Genomic DNA, 25,402 nt, shown 5'->3' with positions numbered 1-25,402 from the left:
CAGGGCTTTCCCCGGAACATTGCGAAGAGGCACGCATTGGCAACCGGTTGCGCTACTCGCGCTTCCCGAAGGATCACGTCGAAGGAGTTTCCCATGCGGAACAGGATTCTTGCTCTTGCAGCGCTTGCGGCCGCGATCGGCTCGCCCTTGGCGGCGCAAGCGCAAAGCGGGGTCACAATCGGACGCGCGCCTGTCGTAGTCGATTCTGGCCCAACCATCGCAATCGAACAGCGACCGGCCTTCCGCGAATACGTCGTCGAACAACGTGTGCCGGCCTTCCGTATCCCGGATCGCGTGGTGGTCGGCGCCACCTTACCGGAGACCGGCATCACCTATTATGACGTGCCGCAACGTTTCGGCGCCACCACCTATCGCTACACCGTCGTGAACGGCGAGACCGTGTTGGTCGAGCCGCGTTCGCGCCGCATCGTCGAGGTGCTGGACTAGGCTGGTGTCTGGACGCGTTGTTCTTCACGCGAACCGGTCTCCGCTTCGCGCGAAAGCGCTGTCGATCAACTCGATGTCCGGCGCGTCACATCAGGCTGGCGCGAGCAGTATTAAATCGGACATCAGGCCCTGCCCGGTCCTCCCCCCGCCGGGCGGGGCTTTTTTGCGACGTCATTCGGGCGCGCGCGAAGCGTGAACCCGGAATCTCGAGATTCCGGGTTCGGTACTGCGCACCGCCCCGGAATGACAGTGGTATTTGCCGCGCGACCGCGCCTCAATCCTGGATCTTCGAGAAATCCGCCACCGCACGCGTGGCGCTGCGGATCTCGTTGAGCAGTTTCAGGCGGTTCTCGCGCACCTTCGCATCGTCGTCATTGACGCGCACCTTGTCGAAGAACGCATCGACCGGCGGACGCAGCTTCGCCATCGCGCTCATCGCGGCGGCAAAGTCTTCCTTGGCGACGGCGGCGCTTGCCTCCCCCTTCACCTCGCCGATCGCTTTCGCCAGCGCCTTCTCCTCGGCGAGGCTGTAGAGCGCAGCATCGGGTGTGCCATCAAAGGTGCGCTTGTCCTTCTTCTCCTCGATCGTGAGAATGTTGCTGGCGCGCTTGGTGCCGGCGAGCAGGTTCCTGCCGTCGTCGCTGTCGAGGAATTGTCCGAGCGCCTCGACGCGGCGGACGATCATCAACAGATCGTCCTGGCCGCCAAGCGCGAACACAGCATCGACAAGATCGTAACGGGCGCCCTGCTCGCGAAGCTGGACTTTGAGGCGGTCGGCGAAGAAGGCGAGCAGATCGCTCGGGAGCGTCTGCGCGTCCGCGGGCTGCACCGACAAGCCGGCGAGCGCGGACGCCGCCACCTTCATCAGCGACAAACGTAGCGCATTCTCGGCGATCAATCGGATCACACCCAGCGCCGCACGACGCAGCGCATAGGGGTCCTTCGATCCCGTCGGCTTTTCGTCGATGGCCCAGAAGCCAACAAGCGTATCGAGCTTGTCGGCAAGCGCCACCGCAACACTGACCGGATCAATCGGGACGCGATCCGCCGGCCCTTGCGGCTTGTAGTGCTCCTCGCAAGCCGCAGCGACAGACGCGTCCTCGCCCTGGGCCAGCGCATAGTACTTGCCCATCAAGCCCTGAACTTCCGGGAATTCGCCGACGACCTCGGTGAGCAAGTCGGCCTTCGCCAAATGCGCGGCGCGCTTGGCCTTCGCAACATCCGCGCCGACCAGCGGCGCGATCTCGGTCGCTAGCCGCTCGATGCGCTTGATGCGCGCGGCCTGCGTTCCCAGCTTCTCGTGGAACACGATCTGCTCGAACTTCGGCAGTCGGTCCTCGAGCCTCGTCTTCAGGTCGGTCTCATAGAAGAACTTCGCATCCGACAGGCGCGGACGGATCACGCGCTCATTGCCTGATACGATGACCTTGCCGCCGTCGGCCGCCTCGATATTGGCGGTGAGGACGAACTTGTTGGTCAGCTTGCCCGTCTTGGGATCCTTGACGACGAAGCACTTCTGGTTGTTGCGGATGGTGGCGCGGATCACTTCGTCCGGGATCGCGAGATATTCTTCCTCGAACGATCCCATCATGACGACGGGCCACTCGACGAGGCCCGAGACCTCGTCGAGCAGCACCTGATCCTCGACCAGCTCGAAGCCCTGCGCGAAGGTCAGCTCCTTGGCGTCGGCGAAGATGATGTCCTTGCGCGCCTGCGGGTCGAGGATGACTTTGGCCGCCTTCAGCTTGGCCTCGTAGTCCTCGAAGCGGCGCACGGAGATCGCGCCAGGGGCCATGAAGCGGTGGCCGTAAGTCGTCTGGCCGGCCTCGATGCCATCCACCTCGAACTTCACGACATCGGGCTCTTCGGTCTCGAGCCCGAAGATCGCGGTGATCGCGTGCAGCGGACGTACCCAGCTCAGCGAGCCCGGCTTGCCCGAGCGCGCGCCCCAACGCATCGATTTCGGCCAGGGGAAGGTGCGGATGATCACGGGCAGGATTTCCGCGAGCACGTCGATCGCATCGCGTCCGGGCTTCTCGATCAAGCCGATGTAGAAATCACCCTTCGGGTCGCGCTGGATCTTGGCTTCATCGAGCGATTTGAGACCCGTCGCTTTCAAAAAACCCTGCACGGCCGCATCGGGCGCGCCGACCTTCGGGCCGCGACGCTCGGTCTTCAGATCAGGCTGGCGCGCGGGGATGCCGTGCACGGTCAGCGCGAGGCGGCGTGGCGTCGCGAAGGCTTTCGCGCCTTCGTAGACGAGACCCTCGGCGACGAGCTTGTCGGTGACCATGCGGCGCAGATCGTCGGCCGCCTTGGCCTGCATGCGCGCGGGGATTTCTTCCGAGAACAGTTCAAGCAAAAGTTCGGGCATCAGGCCACTCCGCCCGCTTCAGTGTGGATCCAGGCCTCGCCGCAGGCTTTTGCCAATTCGCGCACACGCAAGATGTAGCTCTGCCGCTCCGTCACCGAGATCACGCCGCGCGCGTCGAGCAGGTTGAAGACATGGCTTGCCTTGATGCACTGGTCATAGGCCGGCAGTGCCATCAGGTGCTGCTTGCTGTTACTTCCTTCGCGCCAGCCAGCGTCGAGATATTTCCGGCAAGCCGCCTCGGCCATCTTGAACTGCTCGAACAGCATCGCGGTGTCGGCGACTTCAAAATTGTGCCACGAATATTCCTGCTCGGCCTGCAGGAAGACGTCGCCATAGGTGACCTTCTGATCGCCCTCGCGACCGTTGAAGTTGAGGTCGTAGACGCGGTCGACGCCCTGCACATACATCGCGAGGCGCTCGAGCCCGTAGGTCAGTTCGCCCGCGACAGGGGCGCATTCGAAGCCGGCGACCTGCTGGAAGTAAGTGAACTGGCTCACCTCCATGCCGTCGCACCAGCACTCCCAGCCGAGGCCCCAGGCGCCGAGCGTCGGGCTCTCCCAATCGTCCTCGACGAAGCGGATGTCGTGCACGGCGGAATCGATGCCGATCGCGGCAAGCGACTTCAGATACAGCTCCTGAAGGTTCGGCGGCGACGGCTTCATGATCACCTGGAACTGGTAGTAGTGCTGCAGCCGGTTCGGATTCTCGCCGTAACGCCCGTCCTTGGGGCGGCGCGAGGGCTGCACATAGGCTGCGTTCCAGGGCTTTGGCCCGAGCGCGCGGAGCGTGGTCGCCGGATGGAAGGTGCCTGCGCCCATCTCCATGTCGTAGGGCTGCAGGATCACGCAACCCTGCTCAGCCCAGAACCGCTGGAGCGCGAGGATGAAGCCCTGGAACGAACGTTCCGGGCGCATATGGGCGGGCAATGAGGCGTCCATCGTCAGATCGGGCTCTCGCGGGGGGTTTGAATCGCGCGGGACCGTATCGACGGCGGGGATGGGAATCAAGGCGAAGGGGGCGGAAATGGCTGTCATTCCGGGGCGATGCGAGAGCATCGAGCCCGGAATCTCGAGATTCCGGGTTCGCCCTTCGGGCGCCCCGGAATGACGGTGCGTATGGAAAAGTGCGGTTAACCCGGCCTATAAGCTCCGGTCACGGGGTCACGCTTCAACGTCTGGATGTCCCCCATGCGGGCGGCTTCAGCAACGCGCGACAGGCGCATTTCCTCCAGCTCCTGGTTGATGCGGACGGCGGTCTTGTAGGCCCAGCGGACCACGGCAAGCCCGCCCAGGACGCCTGCGAAAGCGACGAACGGCGGCATCGGTCGATCCTTGTCTAGTGCTCAGCCCCCACATGCATTGTCGCGCAGTCGGGGCTACGCCGCAATTGGCTCGGCTTCGATTCCCCTTGGACCAAATGGCGCGGGAGGGCGCGTCTTAGAACCCGAATTTCGCCCAAATCGCTCGCGTCTCGACCGCCGAGATCAGCTCGTCCGGCAGCCCGGCCATTGATTCCATGGCCAAAAGCTGCCCCGCGCCGGGCGCTTTCCGCCCAAAAAGGCCGGAGAGAAGTCCGGTCGGCTGGGCAATCACGGGGGTGAGAACCTTGTCGCCGTAGCGGGCACGAAGAGTTGAGCGGAGATCACCGATGCCATCGGCGAGCCCCAGCGCGATCGCGCTCTCGCCAGCCCAGTACTCTCCCGTGAAGAGCGTGTCGTCATTGCCCTTCAGCCTTACGCCGCGGCTGTCCTTCACTAGCGAAATGAATATCTGGTGGATCTCGCGCTGGATCGCCTTCAGCTTGGCGACGTCATCCGGATTCTCGGGCAGAAAGGGATCGAGCATCGCCTTGTGCGCGCCGGCGGTATAGAGCCGCCGCTCGATACCGAGTCGCTTGATCGCGTCCTGGAAACCGAAGCTGCCGCCGACCACGCCGATCGAGCCGAGGATGGAGGATGGATCGCAAATGATCTCGTCGCCTGCGCAGGCGATCATGTAGCCGCCGGAGGCCGCGACGTCCTCGACGAACACCAGGACCTTAAGCTTCTTCTCCGCCGCGAGCTGCTTGATGCGCAAGTAGATCTGGCGCGACTGCACCGGCGAGCCGCCGGGCGAATTGATCACCAGCGCCACCGCCTTGGCGTTCCGATAAGAAAACGCCCGCTCCAGGATTCGCGCTACCCCGGCGAGCGTCATGCCCGGCCGCAACGGCGTCACCGCGCCGATCACGCCCGAGAGCCGCACCACCGGCACCACAGCCGTGCCGGGGCGAAAGCGCGCCGGCAGATATTCCATGAGCTTGTCGGCCAGGCCGGAACTGTCTCGATCGTTCAATTGTTCGGCCATGCCGTTACCTCTGTTTAACCATTTCTTATCACGCGACTGTCATTGAAGGTGCCTGGAACGTGTTTTGCAGAATCCGCGTAGGGAAGCTGCAATGAAGCAGCGGAGGAAACGCCATGAAGATCTATCTGCTGTTGATGCTGATCGGTGCGCTTTTCACGGCGATTCGCTTTACGTCCCCGCAAGAACAGCAGTCGGAGTCGCTTCCCCAGTAAGCGATCACGGCTCCGCCAGCGGCAAGGCCGCCCTCCCCTCCAGAATATCGCTGACCTCTTTTTTAGGCACGCGTGACGCATCGTTGAGCACGAGGCCCGGCAGCAATCGCGTCGGCGCCCGACCGCCCTTGACGGCGCGGACCAGCACGCGGATCGCGGGCCGTCCCGCTTCGCCATGAATCGGCAGGATCGCGAGGCCCCCGAAGCCGCGTGACAGCGCTGCCAAGACATCGCCGATTCCATCTGCACGCCAGATCAAGGTGAGCGCGCCATTCGATCGGAGGATGCGCCGTGCTGCATGCACCCAGGCATGCAGCGTCTCGTCGGTCGCGACATGCGCGATCTGGCGCGCCTGATCGGGCGAGACGCGGTGCCGTGCAGGATCGTTGAAGGGCGGATTCATCAGCACCACGTCGACACTGTCGGGCGGCAGGTCATTTGCCGCGAAGGTCTGCGCATCCGCGGTGACGTCGAGCACGATAGCCTCGGCAGCGATCACGTTTGCCGCCGCATTGGCGCGCGCCAGCTCCGCCAGTTCCGGATCGATCTCGACCAGGCTGAGCCTGATCCCCTCGACGCGGCGCGCCAGCGCGAGCCCAGCCGCGCCGATGCCGGCGCCGAGATCGACGACGCGGTCGCCCGCCTTCGGCTCGGTCGCCGCCGCCAGCAAAATGGCGTCATGGCCGGCGCGATGTCCGCTGCGCTTCTGCTTCAGGAGCAACTGCCCGCCGAGAAAGGCGTCCTCGGTGATGTCTGCCAAAACCTCACTCATCGCCGCGCAGTTCGTGGCTGAGACCCGCCTCGGTCAGGATCTGCCGGGCCTCCTGGGCGTCGTCCTCATGGACCAGGATCCGCCGCGGCAAAATGCCGAGCGAGCCCTCGATGATGCTCATGTTCTGGTCCAGCACCAGATGATGGATATTGGCGCCGTCGAGCAGCGCGCCGATCGCCGACACCAGCACCATGTCGTTGGTCCGAACCAGTTCACGCAAAACGCAGGTCTCCTGCCTGAAAGGGGCTTAAGCGGCAAATGTCAATGGTTCCGCGGGCCTTGCCGCATCCGCTGCCAGTTTCTATTGTCTTTCCATCAGAATAGCCCCTCCGGGGCAAATATTGGAGACCGGCGTGGCCGTCATCGTACCTTTCGAAACTCCCGGCGCGTCGATCGAAGAGCTGGTTGCCCTTGTCGCTCCCGACATGGAACGCGTCAACGCCACGATCCTGTCGCGGACCGGCTCAGACGTAACCATGATCCCCGAGGTCGCCAACCACCTGATCTCCTCCGGCGGCAAGCGCCTGCGGCCGATGCTGACGCTCGCCATGGCCAACCTCGCCGGCTACACCGGCGACGGCCATATCAAGCTCGCCGCGTCCGTCGAGTTCATGCATACCGCAACCCTGCTCCACGACGACGTCGTCGACGAGAGCGAGATGCGCCGCGGCAAATTGTCAGCGCGCATGCTCTGGGGCAACGAGGCGAGCGTCTTGGTCGGCGACTTCCTGCTCGGACAGGCGTTCCGCATGATGGTCGAGGTCGGCTCGCTCCGCGCGCTCGACATCCTGTCCGCGGCTGCCGCCACCATCGCCGAAGGCGAGGTGATGCAGCTTGCCGCCGCCAAGAACACCGCGACCACCGAGGATGAATATCTCGCCGTGATCCGCGGCAAGACCGCCGAATTGTTCGCAGCCGCTTGCGAGGTCGGGCCCGTCATCGCCAACCGCCCAAAGGCGGAGCAGACCGCCTGCCGCTCCGTCGGCATGAATCTTGGCATCGCCTTCCAGCTCGTCGACGACGTGCTCGACTATGGCGGCAAGAGCGCGAAGCTCGGCAAGAACACCGGCGATGATTTCCGCGAGGGCAAGATCACCCTGCCCGTGGTGCTCGCCTTCCGGCGCGGCAACGACACCGAGCGCGGCTTCTGGATCCGCGCGCTCGAGCGCGGCGAGATCGGCGATGCCGATCTCGACCACGCCATCGGCCTGATGAACAAGCACCGCGCGCTCGAGGACACGCTGAGCCGCGCCCAGCATTACGGCGCCATGGCCGTGGACGCCCTGGCGCTGTTCCCGCCCTCGCCGATGAAGAGCGCGCTGGAGCAGGTGGTGGCGTTCTGTCTGGCAAGGTCGCATTAGGCGCGAGGCTCGACAAGCGCGGCGACCGCGTCGCTCGTGTTGCAACCTCAGGGGACGGCGACCGACAGCTGCACGGAGTTTGGCGCAACAGCACATCTCTCGTGTCCCGGACGCGCTGCAGCGTGAAACGCTGCTGCGCTGAGCCGGGACCCACGTAGCACCGAGCGATCAGCAACATAGGCCCGGCTCTCTGCAGAGCACCGCTGAAGAAGCGCTGCGCTGCGTCCGGGGCACGAGAGCGGTTGTCCAGCACATCTCACCATTTGGGCCCGCGGCAACACACGCATCGCTCTCCTATCCCATCTCACCAGCGAACTAACTCCAAATTCTTCATCGTCCCTCCACCCGCACGACAGTTGCTTCCCAGTCACTTGCATTTTGCAAGTCAATTCCCTACCTTTCGCCCATGCAACCCAAATCCCCATCCATCCTGGAATGCCCGGTCGGCCGTGCCGTGGAGACGGTTGGCGAGTGGTGGAGCATCCTGATCCTGCGGGATGCGTTTCAGGGCGCGACGAAGTTCGACGAATTCCAACAGAGCCTCGGGATTGCGCCGAACATCTTGTCGCGGCGGCTTGCGCATCTCACCAGGAGCGGCATGTTCGCGCGCCGCCGCTATCACGAACGCCCGCCGCGCTACGAATATGTGCTGACCGACAAGGCGCGCGACTTCTTTCCCGTGGTCGCCGCGCTGCTCGCCTGGGGCAACAAGCACCTCGCGCCGAAAGGCGAATCCATCCTGCTGGCGAGCCGGGACGGCATCCGTCCACTCGACCCGGTCGTCGTCAATGCGAGCGACATGCGTCCGATCACGCTCGCCAATACGGTCGCCATTCCGGGGCCCCGCGCCAGCCGCGGCATGCGCGCACGGCTCGCTTCGCTCAAAGCCATGAACCCGGCCGTCGCGCCGGCTGGAGACTGACATGCGTCGTATCGTCGTGACAGGCATGGGCGCGGTGTCGCCGCTCGGCTGCGGTGTCGAATTGTCGTGGCGCCGGCTGCTTGCCGGCCAGAGCGGACTGCGACCGCTGCCCGAATGGGCGCAATCATTGCCCGCACGCATCGCCGGCCTCGTGCCCGACAAGGCCGATGATGCCGACGGCGGATTCGATCCGGGAGAGGCCGCTGCGCCAAAAGACCAGCGCAAGATGGACCGTTTCATCCTGTTCGCGCTGCTCGCCACCGCTGAAGCGGTGACGCAGGCCAAATGGACGCCGCAGGATGCAAGCGCGCTGGAGCGGACCGCGACGATCATCGCCTCCGGCGTCGGCGGCTTTCCAGCGATGGCGGAAGCCGTGCGCATCACCGAGCAGCGCGGCGCGCGGCGGCTGTCGCCGTTCACGATCCCCTCCTTCCTCGCCAATCTCGCCGCCGGCCATGTCTCGATCAAATACGGCTACAAGGGTGCGCTGGGCACGCCTGTCACCGCGTGCGCCGCGGGCGTGCAGGCGATCGGCGATGCCGCGCGCATGATCCGCGCGGGTGAAGCCGATGTCGCGATCTGCGGCGGCGCGGAGGCCTGCATCGATATCGTCAGCCTCGGCGGCTTTGCCGCCGCACGCGCGCTCTCAAGCGGCTTCAACGACGAGCCCGCACGCGCTTCGCGCCCGTTCGACCGCGAACGCGACGGCTTTGTCATGGGCGAAGGCGCCGGCATCCTCGTGATCGAGGATCTCGAGCATGCGCTGGCGCGCGGGGCGACGCCGATCGCGGAGATCGTCGGCTACGGCACGACGGCGGATGCCTATCACATGACATCGGGTCCGCCCGACGGCGACGGCGCCCGCCGCGCCATGGAGCTGGCGCTGCGGCAGGCGCGGCTGGAGCCCGGCGATCTGCAGCACCTCAACGCGCATGCGACCTCGACGCCCGCCGGCGACGAGAGCGAACTCGGCGCCATCGGCGCGCTGTTCGGCCGCAACCGAAACATCGCCGTCAGCGCGACCAAATCGGCCACCGGTCATCTGCTCGGCGCGGCCGGCGGCCTGGAAGCGATCTTCACCATCCTCGCATTGCGCGACCAGATCGCGCCGCCGACGCTCAATCTCGAAAACCCCGACGCGAGCGCCGACGGCATCGACATCGTCTCAGGCAACGCGCGGCCGATGCCGATGCGGCACGCCATCTCGAACGGATTTGGCTTCGGCGGGGTCAATGCCAGCGCGATCTTCCGCCGGATGGGCTGAACGAGAGGCCTTGCAATCGTGGCGCGCTGCGCTACGAAAACAGGATGATCGACACCAATTTCTGGCTGTTCCTGGCCGCAGCATTCCTCATTGCGGCAATTCCCGGCCCCGGCATTTTCTATGTCGCGGCGCGCACCTTGTCGGAAGGGCGCGCCAGCGGCTTTGCCTCGACCGCGGGCACGGCGCTCGGCGGCATGGTCCATGTCCTCGCCGGCAGCCTCGGCATCTCCGCGATCATCCTCGCCAGCGCGGAGCTGTTCGGCGCGGTGAAATTCGTCGGCGCGCTCTATCTGGTCTGGCTCGGCATCAAGACGTTCCGCAGCGCTGGCCGCGCGATGTCGCTGGAGAGCGAAGCCGTCGGCGACAAGCGCGCGTTTCGCGACGGCGTGCTGGTCGAGGCGCTGAACCCCAAGACCGCCGCGTTCTTCCTCGCCTTCATTCCGCAATTCCTCGACCCCGCGGGATCGAGCCCGACGCTGCAATTCATCATGCTGGGTACGATCTCAGTGGCGCTGAACACGCTCGCCGACGTCGTCGTGGTGCTGATGGCCTCGGCGACGCGCACGCAGCTGATCGGACAGCCGCATCTGATGCGGCGCCTTACACAGGGCTCCGGCGTTTTCATCGCCGGCCTCGGCCTCTCGCTCGCGCTGGCGCGGCGGCCGGCAAATGGCTAGCGCGCCGCAAAGCCGCTTCTATGAATCGCACGGCCTGCGGCTGCATTATGCCGATTGGGGCAACGCGGGCGCGCCGCCTCTCATCCTGGTCCATGGCGGCCGCGATCATTGCCGCAGTTGGGACGTCATCGCGCGATCGCTCCAGCCGCATTTTCACGTGATCGCGCCCGATCTGCGCGGCCACGGCGATTCCGACTGGACGCGTGGCGGCAGCTATGCGCTGACGGAGTATGTCTACGATCTCGCGCAGCTGGTTCGGACGATCGCCGCACCTCAAGTCACTCTCGTCGGCCATTCCATGGGCGGCATGGTGAGCCTGATCTTTTCAGGATCGTTTCCCGAGCTGGTCACCAAGCTCGTCGTGCTCGACGGCATCACCATGCTGCCGGATTCACCGAAGCCACCGGTGCATGAGCGCATCGGCAAATGGGTGAGCCAGCTCGACCGACTGCACGACCGCACGCCGCGCCGCTATGCGACCCTGGAAGACGCGGCCGCGCAGATGGTGCTGCACAACAAGCGGCTGTCGCGCGAGCTCGCACTGCATCTCGCCACCCACGGCGCGCGGCAGAACGAGGACGGCACCTACAGCTGGAAGTTCGATCCCTATCAGCGCGCCAGTGCGCCGCACCGGCTCTGGCCGAACGATCACGTCGCGCTGTGGTCGCGGATCAACTGCCCGACACTGCTGCTCAATGCCGGCGAAAGCTTTCTCGCCGGCACCAGGGGAGCAGGTCTGGAGCGCTATTTCGCGCAGGCGCGCATTGAGACGATAGCGGGCGCCGGGCACTGGCTGCAGCATGACAAACCGCAGGAAGTGCTGGGCGAGATCCGGCGGTTTTTGGGTTTGGCCGCGGACAGCGGCGGTTAGGCCCGCTGCCGTAGGTGGGCAAAAGCGAAGCGTGCCCACCAATCTACCCGTTCAAATCTCGGTTGACGGTGGGCACCGCGCGTCGCGCCTTTGACCACCCTACGGCACCGTCGCCGCGGAAATTACCTAGCTCAACGTCCCCGCATGCACCCACCAGCCGGGGTGGTCACGGCGAATCCGTTCAGCGGCGGCATGGGCATCAGTCGCCGCACCGTAGACCGCAAAGCACGTCGCGCCGGAGCCGGACATGCGGGCGAGCTTGACGCCGGCGGAAGAGCGCAGCGCTTCCAGCACCTCGCCGATCACGGGCTCGATGCGCATCGCGGGCGCTTCGAGATCGTTGGCGACGGTTTCGAGAACGTCGACCCAATCGGCGATCGAGGCGCCCTCGTCCGGCCAGGCCGGCGCTTCGAGGACGGAGGTGGCGCCGACCAGAAGCTCGCCGTTGCGCAGGCCCAGCGCCTGAAACACGTCCTTGGTCGCAACAGGCAGGCGCGGATTGACCATCACGCAGGGCATGCTCGGCAGCGCGAGCGGCAGCAGCTGCTCGCCGACGCCGGTCATGTCGCAGGCGCGCGAGAGCAGGCACACCGGCACGTCCGCGCCGGTCGCGAGCGCGACCTTCTGCAAGCGGGGATCGTCGAGCGAGAGATTGTTGAGACGCGCCAAGAGCCGCAGCGCCGCAGCGGCATCGGCCGAGCCGCCGCCGATGCCGGCTGCAACCGGCAGCACCTTGTCGAGCGCGAAGGCGCCGAGCTTCAGGTCCGGCACGGCTTCGGCCAACAGCTTGGCCGCCTTGAGCACGAGATTGTCAGCGGTATCGCCGCAGGCGGCAGCCAGCGGCCCCGTGGTAGTGAGCTTCAGCTCATCGCCCGGCTCCAGCGTGAGCCGGTCGACGCAGTCGGCAAAAGCGACCACGCTTTCGAGATCATGATAGCCGTCGGCACGACGGCCAACGACGCGAAGGCTCAAATTGACCTTCGCGCGCCCTTCTTCAATCAACGCCGGCATTGGCGATCAGCCCCCAGAACAAATTCCTTTGCGCATGATCTTTGCGGAAAACCGCCACACACTTTTCCGGATCATGCGCCCGGCTCAACCGCCCTTGCCGTCGTCCTTCTTCTTCTCGGCCTGCGCCGCAGAAGAATTCGAATTGTCGTCGGTGAGACCATTGGCGATCTTGGCCTCGATCTTCGGCAGCTCTTCCGGCTCGGGCTTGAGATCGCGCGCATGCGACCACTGGAATTTGGCCTCCAGCGTGCGGCCGACGCGCCAATAGGCGTCGCCGAGATGGTCGTTGATGGTGGGATCCTCGGGCTTGAGGTCGATCGCGCGCTCGAGGTTCTTCACCGCCTCCTCGTAATTGCCGATGCGGTAATAGGCCCAGCCGAGGGAGTCGACGATGTAGCCGTCGTCGGGACGCTGCTCGACGGCGCGCTTGATCATCTTCATGCCCTCGTCGAGATTCACTCCCTGGTCGATCCAGGAATAGCCGAGATAGTTGAGGACGTGCGGCTGGTCGGGCTGCAGCTCCAGCGCCTTCTTCATGTCGGCTTCGGCCTTGGCCCACTGCTTGGAGCGCTCCTCGCAGATGCCGCGATAGTAATACCAGACGCTGTTGGCCTTGTCGTTGCCGGCCGGCAGCACGTCGATCCCTTGCGAATAGGTCGCGCCGCAATCGCCGAACCGCTTGCGGCCGCGCTCGATATTGCCGAGCGCCATGATGGCTTCAAGATCCTTGGAATCCTCAGTGGTGACGCCCTTGAGGATCTTGATCGCCTCGTCGGTGCGGTCGGCGGAATCGAGGTCAATGGCGAGCTGGATCTGCGCGTTGCGCTTGAGCGGCGAGGACGCCGGCACGCGCTCATAGACCTTGATCGCCATCTGCGGCCGCTTCACCGATTCGTAGAGATCGGCGAGCGAGAGCAGCGCCAGCGGATGGCTGGGCTGCAGGTAGAGCGAGAGCTGGAGATAGACAAGCGCCAGATCCTCGCCGCCGCGGCGGGTCAGTGTGGCGCCAATGCCGTACAGCGCTTCGGCCGCGCCGGCCTGTGCGGAATCGACCAGCGGCGGCAGCTTCTTGCCGGCCTTCGTGTCGCGCAACCCCTCCACGATCAGCGGATGGCGGGCGAGCTTCTTGTCGAACGCCTGGTAGACATTGGTCGCTGCAGCCGAATCCTTGTTGCGCGACAGCCAGCGCGCATAGGCCTCGGTCACGCGCAGCATGGAATCGTCGAGCTTGTAGGCGCGCTCGAAGCGGGTGCCGGCGTCCTTCTCCTTGCCCGAGAGCTCGAGGATCATGCCAGCGTGGAGATCCTTGAACAGCGGATACCATTCCGGACCGGCGAGCTTGTCGATGGCGGCAACACCGCCCTTGGCATCGCCGGCGCCATAGGCGGCCCAGCCCGACAGCAGCGTGGCGACGAGATCGGTGATCGGACCGCGGATCGACTGATTGATGTTGCTCTGCGCGGTCGCGTACTTCTTCAGCTTGAGATCATGCACGCCGACGACGAGGCGCGCGACGCGGTTGGTCTTGTCGATGGTGAGGATGCGCTCGGCGAGCTTGACCGCTTCGTCGATGTCGCCGTCGGCGACCGACGAGATGAAGGCGCGGTCGAGCAGCTCGTTGTTCTTCGGATCGGCGCGCAAGGCCGAGCGGTAAAACGCAGCCGCCGAGGCCGCATCGCGCTCGACGCTGGCGTGGCGGGCGGCGAGATAGCTGCCGGCAGTGGTGAGCGACTTCAGATCGTTCCGGGTCGGAAACTGCGCCGCCGTGTCGGACGGATGGTCCGGCGTCTGCGCCAGGACCGCGCCGGGGACCGTCGCGATCGCGGTGCCCATGAGGGCGATGGCGGCAACAGTCCAGCGGTTGAAACGATATGAAAACATCAGGGCTCGCCTTGAGTTGGTAGTGCCTGGGTTTGCAGCAGAAGGCCGTCTCGCATGCGAACGCGGCCGGTGGCATCGGGACCCGGAACCGTCGGGCCGACAATGCCGCTTTTGGCGCTTCACCGCAAGGATTCGGGCACGCGATCCCCTCCGCAGGTCCCAAATCGGCCGACAACGCCCCAAGACGCTGCCAGTATGGCCTTATCGTGACCACGGACCGCCGTGGCAGCCCGGTTCTCACGCGAACGTGCGTCACAATGGCGGGACGCGTAACCTCGGTCACATCGGCCGTGGCTACCCCCGGATTACATCGCCTCGTAGTTCGGCCCGCCGCCGCCCTCCGGAGGAACCCAGGTGATGTTGCCGTTGGGGTCCTTCACATCGCAGGTTTTACAGTGAACGCAGTTCTGAGCGTTGATCTGGAAGCGCGGGCCGGAACTCTCCTCGATCCACTCATAGACGCCGGCCGGGCAATAGCGGCTCGAGGGACCGGCGAACACGTCGTGCTCCGAGGTCTTCTGCAGGTTCATGTCCGTGACCTTCAGATGGACCGGCTGGTCCTCCTCGTGATTGGTGTTCGACAGGAACACCGAGGACAGCTTGTCGAAAGAGATTTTTCCGTCCGGCTTCGGATAGTTCTTCGGTGCGTGGTTCTTGGCCGGATCAAGCGTGGCGCGATCGGGCTTGCCGTGCGGCAGGGTGCCGAACAGCGAGATGCCGAACAGCTGGTTGGTCCACATGTCGAGCGCGCCAAGGGGGACGCCGAGAAGCGTGCCGAACTTCGACCACAGCGGCTTGACGTTGCGGATCCTGAACAGGTCCTTGCCGACAGCCGAGTCGCGCCAGGCGTTCTCGTAGGCGACGACCTCGTCATTGGCGCGGCCTTCGGCGAGCGCGGCGGCGACATGCTCGGCGGCGAGCATGCCGGTGCCCATCGCGTTGTGGACGCCCTTGATCCGGGGAACGTTGACGAAGCCCGCGGCGCAGCCGACCAGCGCACCGCCCGGGAAGGTCAGGCGCGGCACCGACTGGTAGCCGCCTTCGGTGATGGCGCGCGCACCGTAGGCGAGACGCTTGCCACCCTCGAACACGTCGCGGATCGAGGGATGGGTCTTGAAGCGCTGGAATTCATCGAACGGCGACAGATACGGATCGTCGTAGTTGAGATGCACGACGAAGCCGACCGCGACGCGGTTGTCGTCGTAGTGATAGAGGAACGAGCCGCCGCCGGTGGAATTGTTGAGCGGCCAGCCGAACGAGTGCTGGATCAGGCCCTTCTTGTGCTTGGCCGGATCGATCTGCCAGACTTCCTTCAGGCCGATGCCGAACTTCGGCGGCTCGCTCTTGGCGTCCAGTGCGAACTTCGCGATCAATTGCTTCGACAGCGAGCCGCGGGCGCCTTCGGCAAACAGCGTGTACTTGCCGAGCAGCTCCATGCCGCGGGTGTAGGAATCCTTGTGCGTGCCGTCCTTGGCGATGCCCATGTCGCCGGTCGCGATGCCCCGCACCGCGCCCTTCTCGTCATAGAGCACCTCGGTCGCGGCAAAGCCGGGATAGATCTCGACGCCGAGTGCTTCCGCCTTGGGCGCGAGCCAGCGGCAGACATTGCCGAGCGAGCCGATGTAGCAGTGATGATTGTCCATCAGCGACGGCATCGCGAAGTTCGGCAGCTTGATGCGGTTGTCGCCGAACATCCAGTAGAAGTGGTCGTCCTTGACCTGCGTCTTCAAAGGACAGTCGGGATCCTCGCGCCAGTCGGGGATCAGCTTGTCGAGCGCGATCGGATCGATCACCGCACCCGAAAGGATGTGTGCGCCGACCTCGGATCCCTTTTCGACGACGACGACGCTGAGATCGGCGTTGAGCTGCTTCAGCCGGATCGCCGCGGCCAGGCCCGAGGGGCCGGCGCCGACGATGACGACGTCGAATTCCATGGATTCGCGCGGGGGAAGTTCTTCGGTGCTCATCTGATCTCAGCCCTTGAGACGGTTCCTTGTCATTTGCGCTCCCTTGTTTCCGATTTTTCCGGGTAGGACAACCACGGAAATGCGTTCCGCTGGGATGCAAGGCGCCTTAAGATGAACTAATAGTCTGACTTTCCAAATGGTCCCCGAGCCCGCACCCACCGTTCGAGAGCTTCTCGCCTTCTATCTGGAGGCCGGGGTCGACTGCGCGCTCGCGGAGGAGCCGATCGACCGCCTGGCGGAATTGGACGCTCCGCCTCCGGCCCCGCGCGCGGCACCGCCGGTCGAGGCACCGCGGCCGGTCGCCGCGCCTGCGGTGATGCGCGGCGAGGCCGCACCTGCGCCCGATGTCGCCATCGCGTCCGCACGCGAGGCCGCGCGCACCGCGCCGACGCTCGATGCCTTGCGCGAGCTGATGCAAAACTTCGAGGGCTGCGCACTGAAGCACACGGCGACGCGGCTGGTGTTCGCCGACGGCAATCCGCAGGCGCGCATCATGTTCGTCGGCGAGGCGCCAGGCCGCGACGAGGACATCGAGGGACTGCCGTTCGTCGGGCGCAGCGGCAAGCTGCTCGACCTGATGATCGGCGCCATAGGCCTCAACCGCACCACCGCCTACATCGCCAACGTTATTCCCTGGCGGCCGCCCGGCAACCGCACGCCGACGCCGCAGGAGACGCAGATCTGCCTGCCCTTCATCCAGCGCCAGATCGAGCTGGTGAATCCCGACGTGCTGGTGACGCTCGGCAATCCCTCGACGCAGACGCTGCTGTCGACGCGCGAGGGTATCATGCGCACGCGCGGCCGCTGGTTCGAGTACGAGACCGGCCAGCGCACCATCCGCGCGCTGCCGACGTTTCACCCGGCCTACCTCTTGCGCTCGCCGGCGTACAAGCGGCTGGCCTGGCAGGATCTGCGCGCGATCGCGAAGGTGCTGGCGGGATGACACTCTCGTGTCCCGGACGCGATGCAGCGCCATGGTGCTGCTTCGCAGGGCCGGGACCCAGATCGCGATACAGTCCAATGCGGTGAGATGGGCCCCGGCTCGGCGGCGCACCGCCGAACTGGACGATGCTTCGCATCGCCAGGACAGCGCTGCGCTGCGTCCGGGGCACGAGAGACCCGTCTCACGACCCCTTCGGCCGCACGATCGCCCAGCCGATGCGCAGCAATCCCTGTCGACCATTGACCAGCCATTCGAACGCACGCGGCACTTCCGGCACGATGCCGGGAAAGCGCGCGAGGATCTCCGGCGGCGGGGTGCCGGCGGTGTCGGAGGCGCGCCAGACCACGACGCCGCCGGTCTCGCTGAATTTGGCCTGGCTCATCCACGGCGTCCGCGAAGGCTGGGCATCGATGAACAGATGCGGCCGGCCGGAATGCAGCGTGATCAGGCTGGCAAGCTGGGTCTCGCCGGCGACCGCGCGCAGGCGATGGTTGGTGCGGCGGGCGAAGCTCTCGTCGAAGAAATCCGAAATCGCACGCGCCGGCATCGAGGTTGCGATCTCATTGGTGCCGGTCCAGGGCAGGAACAGCACGGCGAGCACGACGCCGGCGGCCGGCGCGGCGACGGCGGCAGCCCACACCGTCCGCAGCATCCGCGCGCGGCGCATCGCAATGAGGTCGCCGGCCGCGACCACCACGGCAAGCCCGGACATCACCAGCACGACGCCGGGGCCGCCGACGACGGAGTCGAGCCCGAGCAGGCCCGAGATCAGCACCGCGCCGAGCGCCGGCGCCAGGGCGAAGAAGTAAACGAAGTTGCGCCCGAGCGGCTCGACCGGCGGGCGGAAAATGATCGGCGCCTCCTCGCCCTTGGCGACGAACAGGCCGGTGTTGAGGAAGGTCAGCGCCGGGATCGCCGCCGCGCCGAGCACGAGCCCGCCGAGCAACCAGGCCGCATGGATCGCGCGGGCGCTGAGCTCCGTGACTTGCGGCAAGGCCGGCATTACAAACGTCTCGGCGCGCATCAGCCAGACCGCATAGGGCAGCGCCAGCACCGCGACGACGATCAGCGCAAACAGCGGGTCGAGCGAGCGCAGCGTGCGACGGCCACCGGCGGTCGCGAGCGCGAAGACGACGATCAGCAGCAGGAGGAAGATCGCGGCAGGCGTGGTCAGCAGCAGCAGGCCGGCCTCGATCGACCAGGCGAACCAGGCGTTGCCGCGGCGCTGGCCGATGATCTGCCAGGAATGCAGCAGCAGCAGCGCCCAGAGCGGCCGCGCCAGGACCAGCGGGCCGAAGTCGAGCGCGGGCGAGGAGAAGGCCAGCACCGTCATGGTCAGGAGCACGGCGAGCACCGCCTGCTGCGAGCCGACCACGGCACGCGAGAGATGGTAGAGCGCGATGAAGGTCGCGATCTCGCAGAGCTGGGCCAGCACATAGACGCCGAACACGTGGCCGCCGGCGGCGCGGTAGGCGATATCAGCGAGCCAGATCGGCAGCGGCGGGCCCAGATCCGTACCGACCTGGTATTCGCGGCCGAACGCCAGCAGCGTCGCAAGGCTGCCGGGCGGGCTGCGATAGAACGCCAGCGCCACGAACAGCCACATCAAAGCCTGGAGCAGCACGGCGATCCACACGATCAGCCGCGGCCGGGCGCGAATGAGCTCGATGACCAGGGAGGTAAACCGCATGCAACGTCCGAAAGATGCAGCCAACCCGTCCAGCCGGCCCTATTCGCTCACACCTGTTTTGATAATGGGCGCTGCGCGTTGTGGCAACGACCGTCTGCTCGTCATGCCCGGGCTTGTCCAGGCTTGTCCCGGGCATCCCCGTTCTTCAAGCCGCAAGAAAGACGTGGATGACCGGGTCAAGCCCGGTCATGACAATTCGGAAGCTGCGGGGCTAGGCCCTAGAGATTTGCTGAAATATCGACCTCGACGCTCGCTTCCACCTGCACCTCGACCTCGCTCACCGAGAACAAATCCTGCACCGGCTCGACGGTCCAGGGCATGTGCTTGGCGCGGGCGGCGGCGACGGGGGCGAAGAAGCTGCGGTGGTGGACGCTGGGACCAAGGCGATCGAGCGCCTCGAGATGCTCGGGGACGGCATAGCCCTTGTGCTGCTCGAAACCGTAGCCGGGGCAGTCCTGCGCCAGCGCGCACATCAGGCGGTCGCGCGTCACCTTGGCGACGATCGAGGCGGCGGCGATCGACAGCACGATGCCGTCGCCGCCGATCACGGCCTCGCAGTCGCAAGCCGTATCGAGCCGGTCGCGGCCGTCGACGAAGACGTGGCGGGGCGCTTCCGGCAGCGCCACCACGGCGCGCTTCAAGGCCCACAGCGAGGCGCGCAAAATGTTGTCGCGGTCGATTCGCGACGGCGAAGCGACGGCGACCGACACCTGCGCGGTGGCGCAGATCTTGTCGAACAGCTTTTCGCGCTCTTCCGCGGTCAGGCGCTTGGAATCGTCGATGCCGCGCGGGATGCGGTCGGGATCGAGAATCACGGCGGCTGCCACCACGGGACCAGCCAGCGGCCCGCGGCCGGCCTCGTCGCAGCCCGCGACCGGCCAGATGCCGCGCTTGATCAGCGCCCGCTCGCGGCGAAAGCTCGGCGGCGCGATCGCGATGATGCCTTTCTTGCCGGGCAGGGCCGGCGCGGCCTCGACGGCAGACGCCTTGCCCGATTTGGCAGGTGTGGCCTTCTTCGCAGCGGCGCTCGCCTTGGGCGCGTCTTTGGCCGGCTTCTTGGCGGACTTGTCCCGAATCATGGCCGGGATCGTGCGCAAGCGATCCGGCCAGCGCAACCGGGAACCCCGCGCAATTCCCGTTATTCAGACCGTCCCCTACTCCGCCAGATGGACCCGCCGGTCCTCGCCGACCTCGATGCCAGGCGCAACCACCACTTCCCAGGGATGGCCGTCGGGATCGGCGAAATAGCCGGAATAGCCGCCGTAATCAGTCTCATGCGCCGCTTTCAGCATAGCCGCGCCCTTGCCGAGGGCGAAGGACAGCACGGCGTCGACCTCCTCGCGTGTCCGGCAGTTCCAGGCGAGCGTGATGCCGCGGAAGGTTGATGGCCTCGGATCGTCGGGCAGCTTGGCGTCGGCTGCGAGCTGATCCCAGGGATAGAGCGCGAGCACCGGACCGCCGGTGTCGTAGAACGCGACGGCCTCGCCGGTTCCTTTCAGCCGGCGCGCAAAGCCGAGCGCGTCGTAAAAGGCGATGCTGGCACGGATGTCGCTGACGCCGAGCGTGACGACGGTGAGCCGCGGCACCGGAGCCGGGAGTTCCTTGCTCATGCGACGCCCCTTCGTTTCGATCAGAACAGGCTGAGCTGCTCGCCGTTCTGCTTCGGCTTGGCAAAGTGATCCGTCGTCAACTTCGACCGCCGCTTGTTGAGACCAAGCCTCTCGCAGGCGATCTCGAAGCGCCGGCCGATGGTCCAGGCCATCGGCCCCGTGCCCTTCATCCGCTCGCCCCATTTCGCGTCGTAGTCGCGGCCGCCGCGCATGTCGCGGATCAGCGTGAAGACGTGGCGATAGCGGTCGGGAAAATTGGCCATCAACCATTCGCGGAAGAGATCGCGCACCTCGAGCGGCAGCCGCAGCAATACGTAGGAGGCTTCCTTGACGCCGGCATGGGCGGCGGCATCCAAAATGCGCTCGATCTCGGAATCGTTCAGCGCGGGGATCACGGGCGCGACCATCACTGTGGTGGGAATGCCGGCCTCGGAGAGCTGCTTCAGCGCCTCCAGCCGCTTCGGCGGCGTCGAGGCCCGCGGCTCCATGGTGCGCGCCAGCTTCGGATCGAGCGAGGTCACCGAGATCGCGACCTTGGCGAGGTTACGCTTGGCCATCCGCGCGAGAATGTCGATGTCGCGAACCACCAGCGCCGACTTGGTGACAATGCCGACGGGGTGGCCGGTGCGCTCCAGCACCTCGAGAATCCCGCGCATGATCTTGCGCTCGCGCTCGATCGGCTGATAGGGATCGGTGTTGGTGCCGATCGCGATCATCCGCGGCTCGTAGCCGGGTGCGGCGAGCTCCTTCTCGAGTAGCAAGGGCGCTTCGGGCTTCACGAACAACTTTGACTCGAAGTCGAGCCCCGGCGACAGGCCGAGATAGGCATGCGTCGGCCGAGCGAAACAATAGACGCAGCCATGCTCACAGCCGCGATAGGGATTGATGGAGCGATCGAAGCCGATGTCGGGCGAATCGTTACGGGTGATCACCTTGCGCGAGGTGTCGACCCCGACGGTGGTCTTGAACGGCGGCAGATCTTCCAGGCTCTGCCAGCCATCGTCGAAAGCGACGCGGGCCTCGGCCTCATAACGGCCGCTGGCGTTGGATTGTGCGCCCCGCCCTCGCCTGCGCGCGCGATCAATGGCGACGCCAAGCTCGGGAAAATCAGAGCCCGCACCCGCCGGCTCGGAGGGCGCCGTGACCGGCGGGTGCTTGAGAGCATGAGAGGATGCTGCTGGACTCATGCGGACAAGATAGCATGACATAGGAACAAATCAAGAACCAAGACAAAAGACTCGAAAACAACCCCATGCACAGTAGCCGCCCAAATTTCTCGCGCGCGGCTTTGACCTCACGCAACACGCTTGCGGGGCGATCCCGTTTGATTTCGGCAAGGGATCGATCGTCGCGGAACAATGTTGGTGACCATCCCCGGTGAAGGTCGGCATGAACATGACAAATCAACAACAATCGCGTGCGGCGAGCAGCGACCTCGGTCTGCTCGATCGCTATTGGCGCGCCGCCAACTATCTCTCCGTCGGGCAAATCTACCTGCTGGACAATCCGCTGCTGCGTGAGCCGCTGCGGCCCGAACACATCAAGCCGCGTTTGCTCGGCCATTGGGGCACGACGCCCGGGCTGAACTTCATCTACGCCCATCTCAACCGCGTCATCCGCACGCTTGACCTCAGCGTGATCTATGTCTGCGGGCCCGGCCATGGCGGCCCGGGCATGGTCGCCAACACCTATCTCGAAGGGAGCTACAGCGAGATCTACCCCGACATCGCCCGCGATGCGGACGGATTGCGAAAACTTTTCAGACAGTTCTCCTTCCCCGGCGGCATTCCGAGCCATGCGGCGCCGGAGACGCCCGGCTCCATCCACGAAGGCGGCGAGCTTGGCTATGCGCTGGTGCATGCCTATGGCGCGGCATTCGACAATCCCGATCTGATCGTCGCCTGCGTGGTCGGCGACGGCGAGGCCGAGACCGGCCCGCTCGCGGCGTCCTGGCATTCCAACAAGTTCCTGAACCCGGCCCATGACGGCGCGGTGCTGCCGATCCTGCACCTCAACGGCTACAAGATCGCGGGTCCGACCGTGCTCGGGCGGATGCCCGACAGCGAGATCCGTGACCTCTTCCGCGGGCTTGGTCACGAGCCGCTGTTCGTCGAGGGCGACGATCCCAAATTGATGCACCAGGCCATGGCGGACGCCCTCGACGTCGCGCTCGCCAGCATCCGCTCGATCCAGCAGCACGCCCGCGACGGACGCAAGACCATCGAGCGGCCGCGCTGGCCGATGATCGTGCTGCGCAGTCCGAAGGGCTGGACCGGCCCGAAGGAGGTCGATGGCAAGAAGGTCGAGGATTTCTGGCGCGCGCATCAGGTGCCGGTTGCGAGCTGCCGCGAGAACCCGGCGCATCTGAAACTGCTCGAAGACTGGATGCGCAGCTACGAGCCGGACAAGCTGTTCGACGCGAACGGTACGCTCATGCCCGAGCTTCAGGCGCTGGCACCCGATGGGAACAGGCGCATGGGCGCCAATCCGCATGCCAATGGTGGGCTGCTCAAGAAGGAGCTGAAGCTGCCGGACTTCCGCAGTTATGCGCTGGATGTGCCGCAGCCCGGCGGCGTCATCGCCGAAGCGACGCGCGAGCTGGGCAAATTCCTGCGCGACGTCATCAAGCTCAACACCGAGACTCGTAACTTTCGCATCATGGGGCCGGACGAGACCGCGTCCAACCGGCTGGACGCCGTGTTCGAGGCCACCGAGCGCGTCTGGATGGAGCCGACCGAACATTACGACGTGCATCTGGCGCAAGACGGACGCGTGATGGAGGTGCTGAGCGAGCATCTCTGCCAGGGCTGGCTCGAAGGCTATCTGCTCACCGGCCGCCACGGCTTCTTCTCCTGCTACGAGGCGTTCATCCACATCGTGGATTCCATGTTCAACCAGCACGCCAAATGGCTGAAGGTGACGCGGCATCTGCCATGGCGGCGCCCGATCGCCTCGCTCAATTATCTCCTGACCTCGCATGTCTGGCGCCAGGACCACAACGGCTTCAGCCATCAGGACCCCGGTTTCGTCGATCTCGTCGCCAACAAGAAGGCCGATATCGTCCGCATCTATCTCCCGCCCGACGCCAACACGCTGCTGTGGATCGCCGATCACTGCCTGCGCACTTACAATCGCATCAACGTGATCGTCGCCGGCAAGCAGCCGGCGCCGCAATGGCTATCGGTGCAGGAGGCGGCGACGCATTGCGATGCCGGCATCGGCATCTGGACCTGGGCCGGCAACGAGGATGCCGACAGCGAGCCCGACGTGGTGATGGCCTGCGCCGGCGACGTGCCGACGCTGGAGACGCTCGCCGCCGTCGACCTGCTGCGCAAGGCGTTGCCTGACCTGAAGATCCGCGTCGTCAACGTCGTCGACCTGATGACGCTGCAACCGAGCGAGCAGCACCCGCACGGCCTCTCCGGCCGCGACTTCGACAGCCTGTTCACGCGCGACAAGCCCGTGATCTTCGCCTATCACGGCTATCCCTACCTGATCCATCGCCTGACCTATAACCGCACCAACCATGCCGGCATGCATGTGCGCGGCTTTGCCGAGGAAGGCACCACGACCACGCCCTTCGACATGGTCGTGCTCAACGGGCTCGACCGCTATCACCTCGCGATCGAGGCGATCGAACGCGTGCCGGGCCTGGCGACCAAGGCCGCGCAGGTGAAGCAGCAGTTCCGCGACAGGCTGATCGAGCATTCGCGTTACGTGCGCGAGCACGGCGAGGACATGCCTGAGGTGCGCGACTGGGTCTGGCCCAACAGCGCCGGCGGCAACACGCCGGCGGAAGCCGGCGATTGATGCCCGCCATGTCCGATGCGGTCCTCGTCCTCAACTCGGGCTCGTCGAGCATCAAGTTCGGCCTGTTCGATATTTCCGCGGCCGAGCCCACCCTGCTCTGCAAGGGCCTGCTCGACGAGCATGAGGCAAAGCCCCGGCTCGTCGTGAAGAACCCTGCCGGCGAAGATCTGTTCGAGACGCAAAGGGACGTGGCGGATGCGGACAGCGGCCGTCTGTTCGCCGACGTAATCGGCTTCGTCGAAGATCGTATTGGCGACCATCGCCTGCGCGCCGTCGGTCATCGCATCGTTCATGGCGGGCCGGATTATTCAGGCCCAGTCGAACTGACCGATGATGTCCAAGCAAGGCTGGAGGCGTTGACCCCGCTGGCGCCGCTGCATCAGCCGCGATGCCTGGAGCCGATCCGAACCATCGCGGCAATCAAGCCTGCCCTCACGCAGATCGCCTGTTTCGACACCGCCTTCCATCACAGCATGGCGCCGCCGGCGAGCCGTTTCGCGATCCCACGGCGCTTCGAGGCACGCGGCATCCGCCGCTACGGGTTTCACGGTCTCTCGTTCGAATATGTCGCCGGCCGCCTCGCCGGGATCGCACCAGAGCTCACGGCGAAGCGCACGGTCATCGCGCATCTCGGCAATGGTGCCAGCCTCTGCGCATTGCGCGACGGTCGCAGTGTCGACACCACGATGGGGCTGACGCCGCTCGACGGCCTCGTGATGGGCACGCGCTGCGGCACGATCGATCCCGGCATGCTGCTCTATCTGCACCAGCACGAGAAGATGTCCGCCGAAGACGTCCAGCATCTGCTCTATCGCCAGTCCGGCCTGCTCGGCGTCTCCGGCCTCTCCGCCGATATGCGCACGCTGCTCGCAAGCGGCGAGGCCGCTGCGCGGGAGGCGGTCGATCTCTTCACGCTTCGCGCGGCGCAGCAGGTCGCAATGATGGCGGCCACGCTCGGCGGGCTGGAGTGTCTGGTTTTCACCGGCGGCATCGGCGAGCATGCGAGCGAGATCCGCAGCGCGATCGGCGAGCGCCTTGCGTGGCTTGGCGTGCGCATTGATGCGGCGGCGAATGACGCGAGACGCGAGCGGATCAGCAGCGGCGACAGCGCCGTCGATGTGTTCGTCATTCCGACGAATGAGGAACTGACGATCGCGCGGCACTGCGCGGCGGTGCTGCGAGCGAAGGCTTAGCATCGTAGTATCATAGGGTGGGCAAAGCGAAGCGTGCCCCACCAATTCGAGG

At 65.6% G+C, this 25,402-nt stretch carries 22 protein-coding genes; 9 read left to right on the top strand and 13 right to left on the bottom strand.

All coding sequences use genetic code 11. The features are described 5' to 3' along the window. Positions 1 to 93: 93 nt before the first annotated feature. Positions 94 to 447 carry a DUF1236 domain-containing protein gene (locus AC5V87_RS10805; RefSeq protein WP_495370946.1) on the top strand — a complete coding sequence of 118 codons (354 nt, stop codon included), beginning with the start codon at positions 94 to 96 and terminating at the stop codon, positions 445 to 447. Between the two features lie 274 nt (positions 448 to 721). On the opposite strand, the gene glyS is transcribed toward AC5V87_RS10805, so the two are convergent. The 6 genes from glyS to AC5V87_RS10775 all read right to left on the bottom strand — a co-directional run bounded on the left by glyS (position 722) and on the right by AC5V87_RS10775 (position 6,370). Then, positions 722 to 2,821, bottom strand: a complete 2,100-nt coding sequence (gene glyS, locus AC5V87_RS10800; RefSeq protein WP_495370945.1) for a glycine--tRNA ligase subunit beta — start codon at positions 2,819 to 2,821, stop codon at positions 722 to 724. Next, entirely contained in the window at positions 2,821 to 3,759 is a 939-nt protein-coding gene (locus AC5V87_RS10795) for a glycine--tRNA ligase subunit alpha (protein WP_495370944.1), read from the bottom strand. Before AC5V87_RS10795 ends, glyS begins: the two co-directional genes overlap by 1 nt. Positions 3,760 to 3,950: 191 nt before the next feature. After that, complete coding sequence (locus AC5V87_RS10790; RefSeq protein WP_028178670.1) at positions 3,951 to 4,142, bottom strand: hypothetical protein; 192 nt, start codon at positions 4,140 to 4,142, stop codon at positions 3,951 to 3,953. Positions 4,143 to 4,257: 115 nt separating this feature from the next. Beyond that, the gene (locus AC5V87_RS10785; RefSeq protein ID WP_456840131.1) at positions 4,258 to 5,166 is read right to left on the bottom strand and encodes a S49 family peptidase; all 909 of its coding nucleotides are present in this window, start codon (positions 5,164 to 5,166) and stop codon (positions 4,258 to 4,260) included. A 216-nt stretch (positions 5,167 to 5,382) separates the two neighbouring features. Continuing rightward, positions 5,383 to 6,150 carry a tRNA1(Val) (adenine(37)-N6)-methyltransferase gene (locus tag AC5V87_RS10780; RefSeq protein ID WP_495370943.1) on the bottom strand — a complete coding sequence of 256 codons (768 nt, stop codon included), beginning with the start codon at positions 6,148 to 6,150 and terminating at the stop codon, positions 5,383 to 5,385. Then, on the bottom strand, positions 6,143 to 6,370 hold the full coding sequence (locus AC5V87_RS10775; protein ID WP_456840133.1) for a putative signal transducing protein: 228 nt from the start codon (positions 6,368 to 6,370) through the stop codon (positions 6,143 to 6,145). The genes AC5V87_RS10780 and AC5V87_RS10775 overlap by 8 nt, the downstream gene beginning before the upstream one ends. Before the next feature lie 133 nt (positions 6,371 to 6,503). On the opposite strand from AC5V87_RS10775, the gene AC5V87_RS10770 reads away from it, so the two are divergent. From AC5V87_RS10770 to AC5V87_RS10750, 5 genes are all read left to right on the top strand, one after another. Further along, positions 6,504 to 7,511 (top strand): polyprenyl synthetase family protein, encoded by a 1,008-nt coding sequence (locus tag AC5V87_RS10770; RefSeq protein WP_456840134.1) that lies wholly within the window; start codon positions 6,504 to 6,506, stop codon positions 7,509 to 7,511. Between the two features lie 406 nt (positions 7,512 to 7,917). Beyond that, positions 7,918 to 8,433 carry a winged helix-turn-helix transcriptional regulator gene (locus AC5V87_RS10765; RefSeq protein WP_456840135.1) on the top strand — a complete coding sequence of 172 codons (516 nt, stop codon included), beginning with the start codon at positions 7,918 to 7,920 and terminating at the stop codon, positions 8,431 to 8,433. A gap of 1 nt (position 8,434) precedes the next feature. After that, positions 8,435 to 9,697: a beta-ketoacyl-ACP synthase II gene (gene fabF / locus AC5V87_RS10760; protein ID WP_495370942.1), complete on the top strand. Its 1,263-nt coding sequence runs from the start codon at positions 8,435 to 8,437 to the stop codon at positions 9,695 to 9,697. A gap of 44 nt (positions 9,698 to 9,741) precedes the next feature. Next, a complete protein-coding gene (locus AC5V87_RS10755) occupies positions 9,742 to 10,374 on the top strand; it encodes a LysE family translocator (protein WP_495370941.1) in 633 nt (210 codons plus the stop codon). Then, positions 10,367 to 11,245: an alpha/beta fold hydrolase gene (locus tag AC5V87_RS10750; RefSeq protein ID WP_495370940.1), complete on the top strand. Its 879-nt coding sequence runs from the start codon at positions 10,367 to 10,369 to the stop codon at positions 11,243 to 11,245. Before AC5V87_RS10755 ends, AC5V87_RS10750 begins: the two co-directional genes overlap by 8 nt. 126 nt (positions 11,246 to 11,371) lie before the next feature. Here the strand turns inward: AC5V87_RS10750 and AC5V87_RS10745 are convergent, their stop codons facing one another. The 3 genes from AC5V87_RS10745 to AC5V87_RS10735 all read right to left on the bottom strand — a co-directional run bounded on the left by AC5V87_RS10745 (position 11,372) and on the right by AC5V87_RS10735 (position 16,104). Further along, complete coding sequence (locus tag AC5V87_RS10745) at positions 11,372 to 12,256, bottom strand: 4-(cytidine 5'-diphospho)-2-C-methyl-D-erythritol kinase (RefSeq protein WP_495370939.1); 885 nt, start codon at positions 12,254 to 12,256, stop codon at positions 11,372 to 11,374. A gap of 84 nt (positions 12,257 to 12,340) precedes the next feature. Further along, a complete protein-coding gene (locus tag AC5V87_RS10740; RefSeq protein ID WP_456840140.1) occupies positions 12,341 to 14,137 on the bottom strand; it encodes a tetratricopeptide repeat protein in 1,797 nt (598 codons plus the stop codon). Positions 14,138 to 14,442: 305 nt separating this feature from the next. Continuing rightward, positions 14,443 to 16,104: an electron transfer flavoprotein-ubiquinone oxidoreductase gene (locus AC5V87_RS10735; RefSeq protein WP_456840141.1), complete on the bottom strand. Its 1,662-nt coding sequence runs from the start codon at positions 16,102 to 16,104 to the stop codon at positions 14,443 to 14,445. A 136-nt stretch (positions 16,105 to 16,240) separates the two neighbouring features. Between AC5V87_RS10735 and AC5V87_RS10730 the strand changes: the two genes are divergently transcribed. Then, positions 16,241 to 17,047, top strand: a complete 807-nt coding sequence (locus tag AC5V87_RS10730) for a uracil-DNA glycosylase (protein ID WP_495370938.1) — start codon at positions 16,241 to 16,243, stop codon at positions 17,045 to 17,047. 181 nt (positions 17,048 to 17,228) lie between these two features. On the opposite strand, the gene AC5V87_RS10725 is transcribed toward AC5V87_RS10730, so the two are convergent. The 4 genes from AC5V87_RS10725 to AC5V87_RS10710 form a co-directional block, all read right to left on the bottom strand. Then, a complete protein-coding gene (locus AC5V87_RS10725) occupies positions 17,229 to 18,737 on the bottom strand; it encodes a glycosyltransferase family 39 protein (protein ID WP_495370937.1) in 1,509 nt (502 codons plus the stop codon). A 218-nt stretch (positions 18,738 to 18,955) separates the two neighbouring features. Beyond that, positions 18,956 to 19,816, bottom strand: a complete 861-nt coding sequence (gene rnhB / locus AC5V87_RS10720) for a ribonuclease HII (protein ID WP_456840144.1) — start codon at positions 19,814 to 19,816, stop codon at positions 18,956 to 18,958. A 75-nt stretch (positions 19,817 to 19,891) separates the two neighbouring features. Beyond that, positions 19,892 to 20,347: a VOC family protein gene (locus AC5V87_RS10715; protein WP_495370936.1), complete on the bottom strand. Its 456-nt coding sequence runs from the start codon at positions 20,345 to 20,347 to the stop codon at positions 19,892 to 19,894. Between the two features lie 20 nt (positions 20,348 to 20,367). After that, entirely contained in the window at positions 20,368 to 21,534 is a 1,167-nt protein-coding gene (locus AC5V87_RS10710; RefSeq protein ID WP_495370935.1) for a PA0069 family radical SAM protein, read from the bottom strand. 208 nt (positions 21,535 to 21,742) lie between these two features. Between AC5V87_RS10710 and AC5V87_RS10705 the strand changes: the two genes are divergently transcribed. Both AC5V87_RS10705 and AC5V87_RS10700 read left to right on the top strand, forming a co-directional pair. Beyond that, a complete protein-coding gene (locus tag AC5V87_RS10705; RefSeq protein WP_495371878.1) occupies positions 21,743 to 24,157 on the top strand; it encodes a phosphoketolase family protein in 2,415 nt (804 codons plus the stop codon). 8 nt (positions 24,158 to 24,165) lie between these two features. Next, positions 24,166 to 25,350 carry an acetate/propionate family kinase gene (locus AC5V87_RS10700; RefSeq protein ID WP_495370934.1) on the top strand — a complete coding sequence of 395 codons (1,185 nt, stop codon included), beginning with the start codon at positions 24,166 to 24,168 and terminating at the stop codon, positions 25,348 to 25,350. Positions 25,351 to 25,402 lie beyond the last annotated feature (52 nt).

The organism is Bradyrhizobium sp. SOJA106, from assembly GCF_059448745.1.
Note: the sequence above shows the minus strand (reverse complement) of the source record. Positions and strands in the feature narration are given on the sequence as shown.

Bases quoted from the DNA above. Each gene is read 5' to 3' on its own strand.
- AC5V87_RS10805 (WP_495370946.1), top strand. From the start codon at position 94: ATGCGGAACAGGATTCTTGCTCTTGCAGCGCTTGCGGCCGCGATCGGC.
- glyS (WP_495370945.1), bottom strand. From the start codon at position 2,821: ATGCCCGAACTTTTGCTTGAACTGTTCTCGGAAGAAATCCCCGCGCGC.
- AC5V87_RS10795 (WP_495370944.1), bottom strand. From the start codon at position 3,759: ATGGACGCCTCATTGCCCGCCCATATGCGCCCGGAACGTTCGTTCCAG.
- AC5V87_RS10790 (WP_028178670.1), bottom strand. From the start codon at position 4,142: ATGCCGCCGTTCGTCGCTTTCGCAGGCGTCCTGGGCGGGCTTGCCGTG.
- AC5V87_RS10785 (WP_456840131.1), bottom strand. From the start codon at position 5,166: ATGGCCGAACAATTGAACGATCGAGACAGTTCCGGCCTGGCCGACAAG.
- AC5V87_RS10780 (WP_495370943.1), bottom strand. From the start codon at position 6,150: ATGAGTGAGGTTTTGGCAGACATCACCGAGGACGCCTTTCTCGGCGGG.
- AC5V87_RS10765 (WP_456840135.1), top strand. From the start codon at position 7,918: ATGCAACCCAAATCCCCATCCATCCTGGAATGCCCGGTCGGCCGTGCC.
- fabF (WP_495370942.1), top strand. From the start codon at position 8,435: ATGCGTCGTATCGTCGTGACAGGCATGGGCGCGGTGTCGCCGCTCGGC.
- AC5V87_RS10755 (WP_495370941.1), top strand. From the start codon at position 9,742: ATGATCGACACCAATTTCTGGCTGTTCCTGGCCGCAGCATTCCTCATT.
- AC5V87_RS10750 (WP_495370940.1), top strand. From the start codon at position 10,367: ATGGCTAGCGCGCCGCAAAGCCGCTTCTATGAATCGCACGGCCTGCGG.
- AC5V87_RS10745 (WP_495370939.1), bottom strand. From the start codon at position 12,256: ATGCCGGCGTTGATTGAAGAAGGGCGCGCGAAGGTCAATTTGAGCCTT.
- AC5V87_RS10740 (WP_456840140.1), bottom strand. From the start codon at position 14,137: ATGTTTTCATATCGTTTCAACCGCTGGACTGTTGCCGCCATCGCCCTC.
- AC5V87_RS10735 (WP_456840141.1), bottom strand. From the start codon at position 16,104: ATGAGCACCGAAGAACTTCCCCCGCGCGAATCCATGGAATTCGACGTC.
- AC5V87_RS10730 (WP_495370938.1), top strand. From the start codon at position 16,241: ATGGTCCCCGAGCCCGCACCCACCGTTCGAGAGCTTCTCGCCTTCTAT.
- AC5V87_RS10725 (WP_495370937.1), bottom strand. From the start codon at position 18,737: ATGCGGTTTACCTCCCTGGTCATCGAGCTCATTCGCGCCCGGCCGCGG.
- rnhB (WP_456840144.1), bottom strand. From the start codon at position 19,816: ATGATTCGGGACAAGTCCGCCAAGAAGCCGGCCAAAGACGCGCCCAAG.
- AC5V87_RS10715 (WP_495370936.1), bottom strand. From the start codon at position 20,347: ATGAGCAAGGAACTCCCGGCTCCGGTGCCGCGGCTCACCGTCGTCACG.
- AC5V87_RS10710 (WP_495370935.1), bottom strand. From the start codon at position 21,534: ATGAGTCCAGCAGCATCCTCTCATGCTCTCAAGCACCCGCCGGTCACG.
- AC5V87_RS10705 (WP_495371878.1), top strand. From the start codon at position 21,743: ATGACAAATCAACAACAATCGCGTGCGGCGAGCAGCGACCTCGGTCTG.
- AC5V87_RS10700 (WP_495370934.1), top strand. From the start codon at position 24,166: ATGTCCGATGCGGTCCTCGTCCTCAACTCGGGCTCGTCGAGCATCAAG.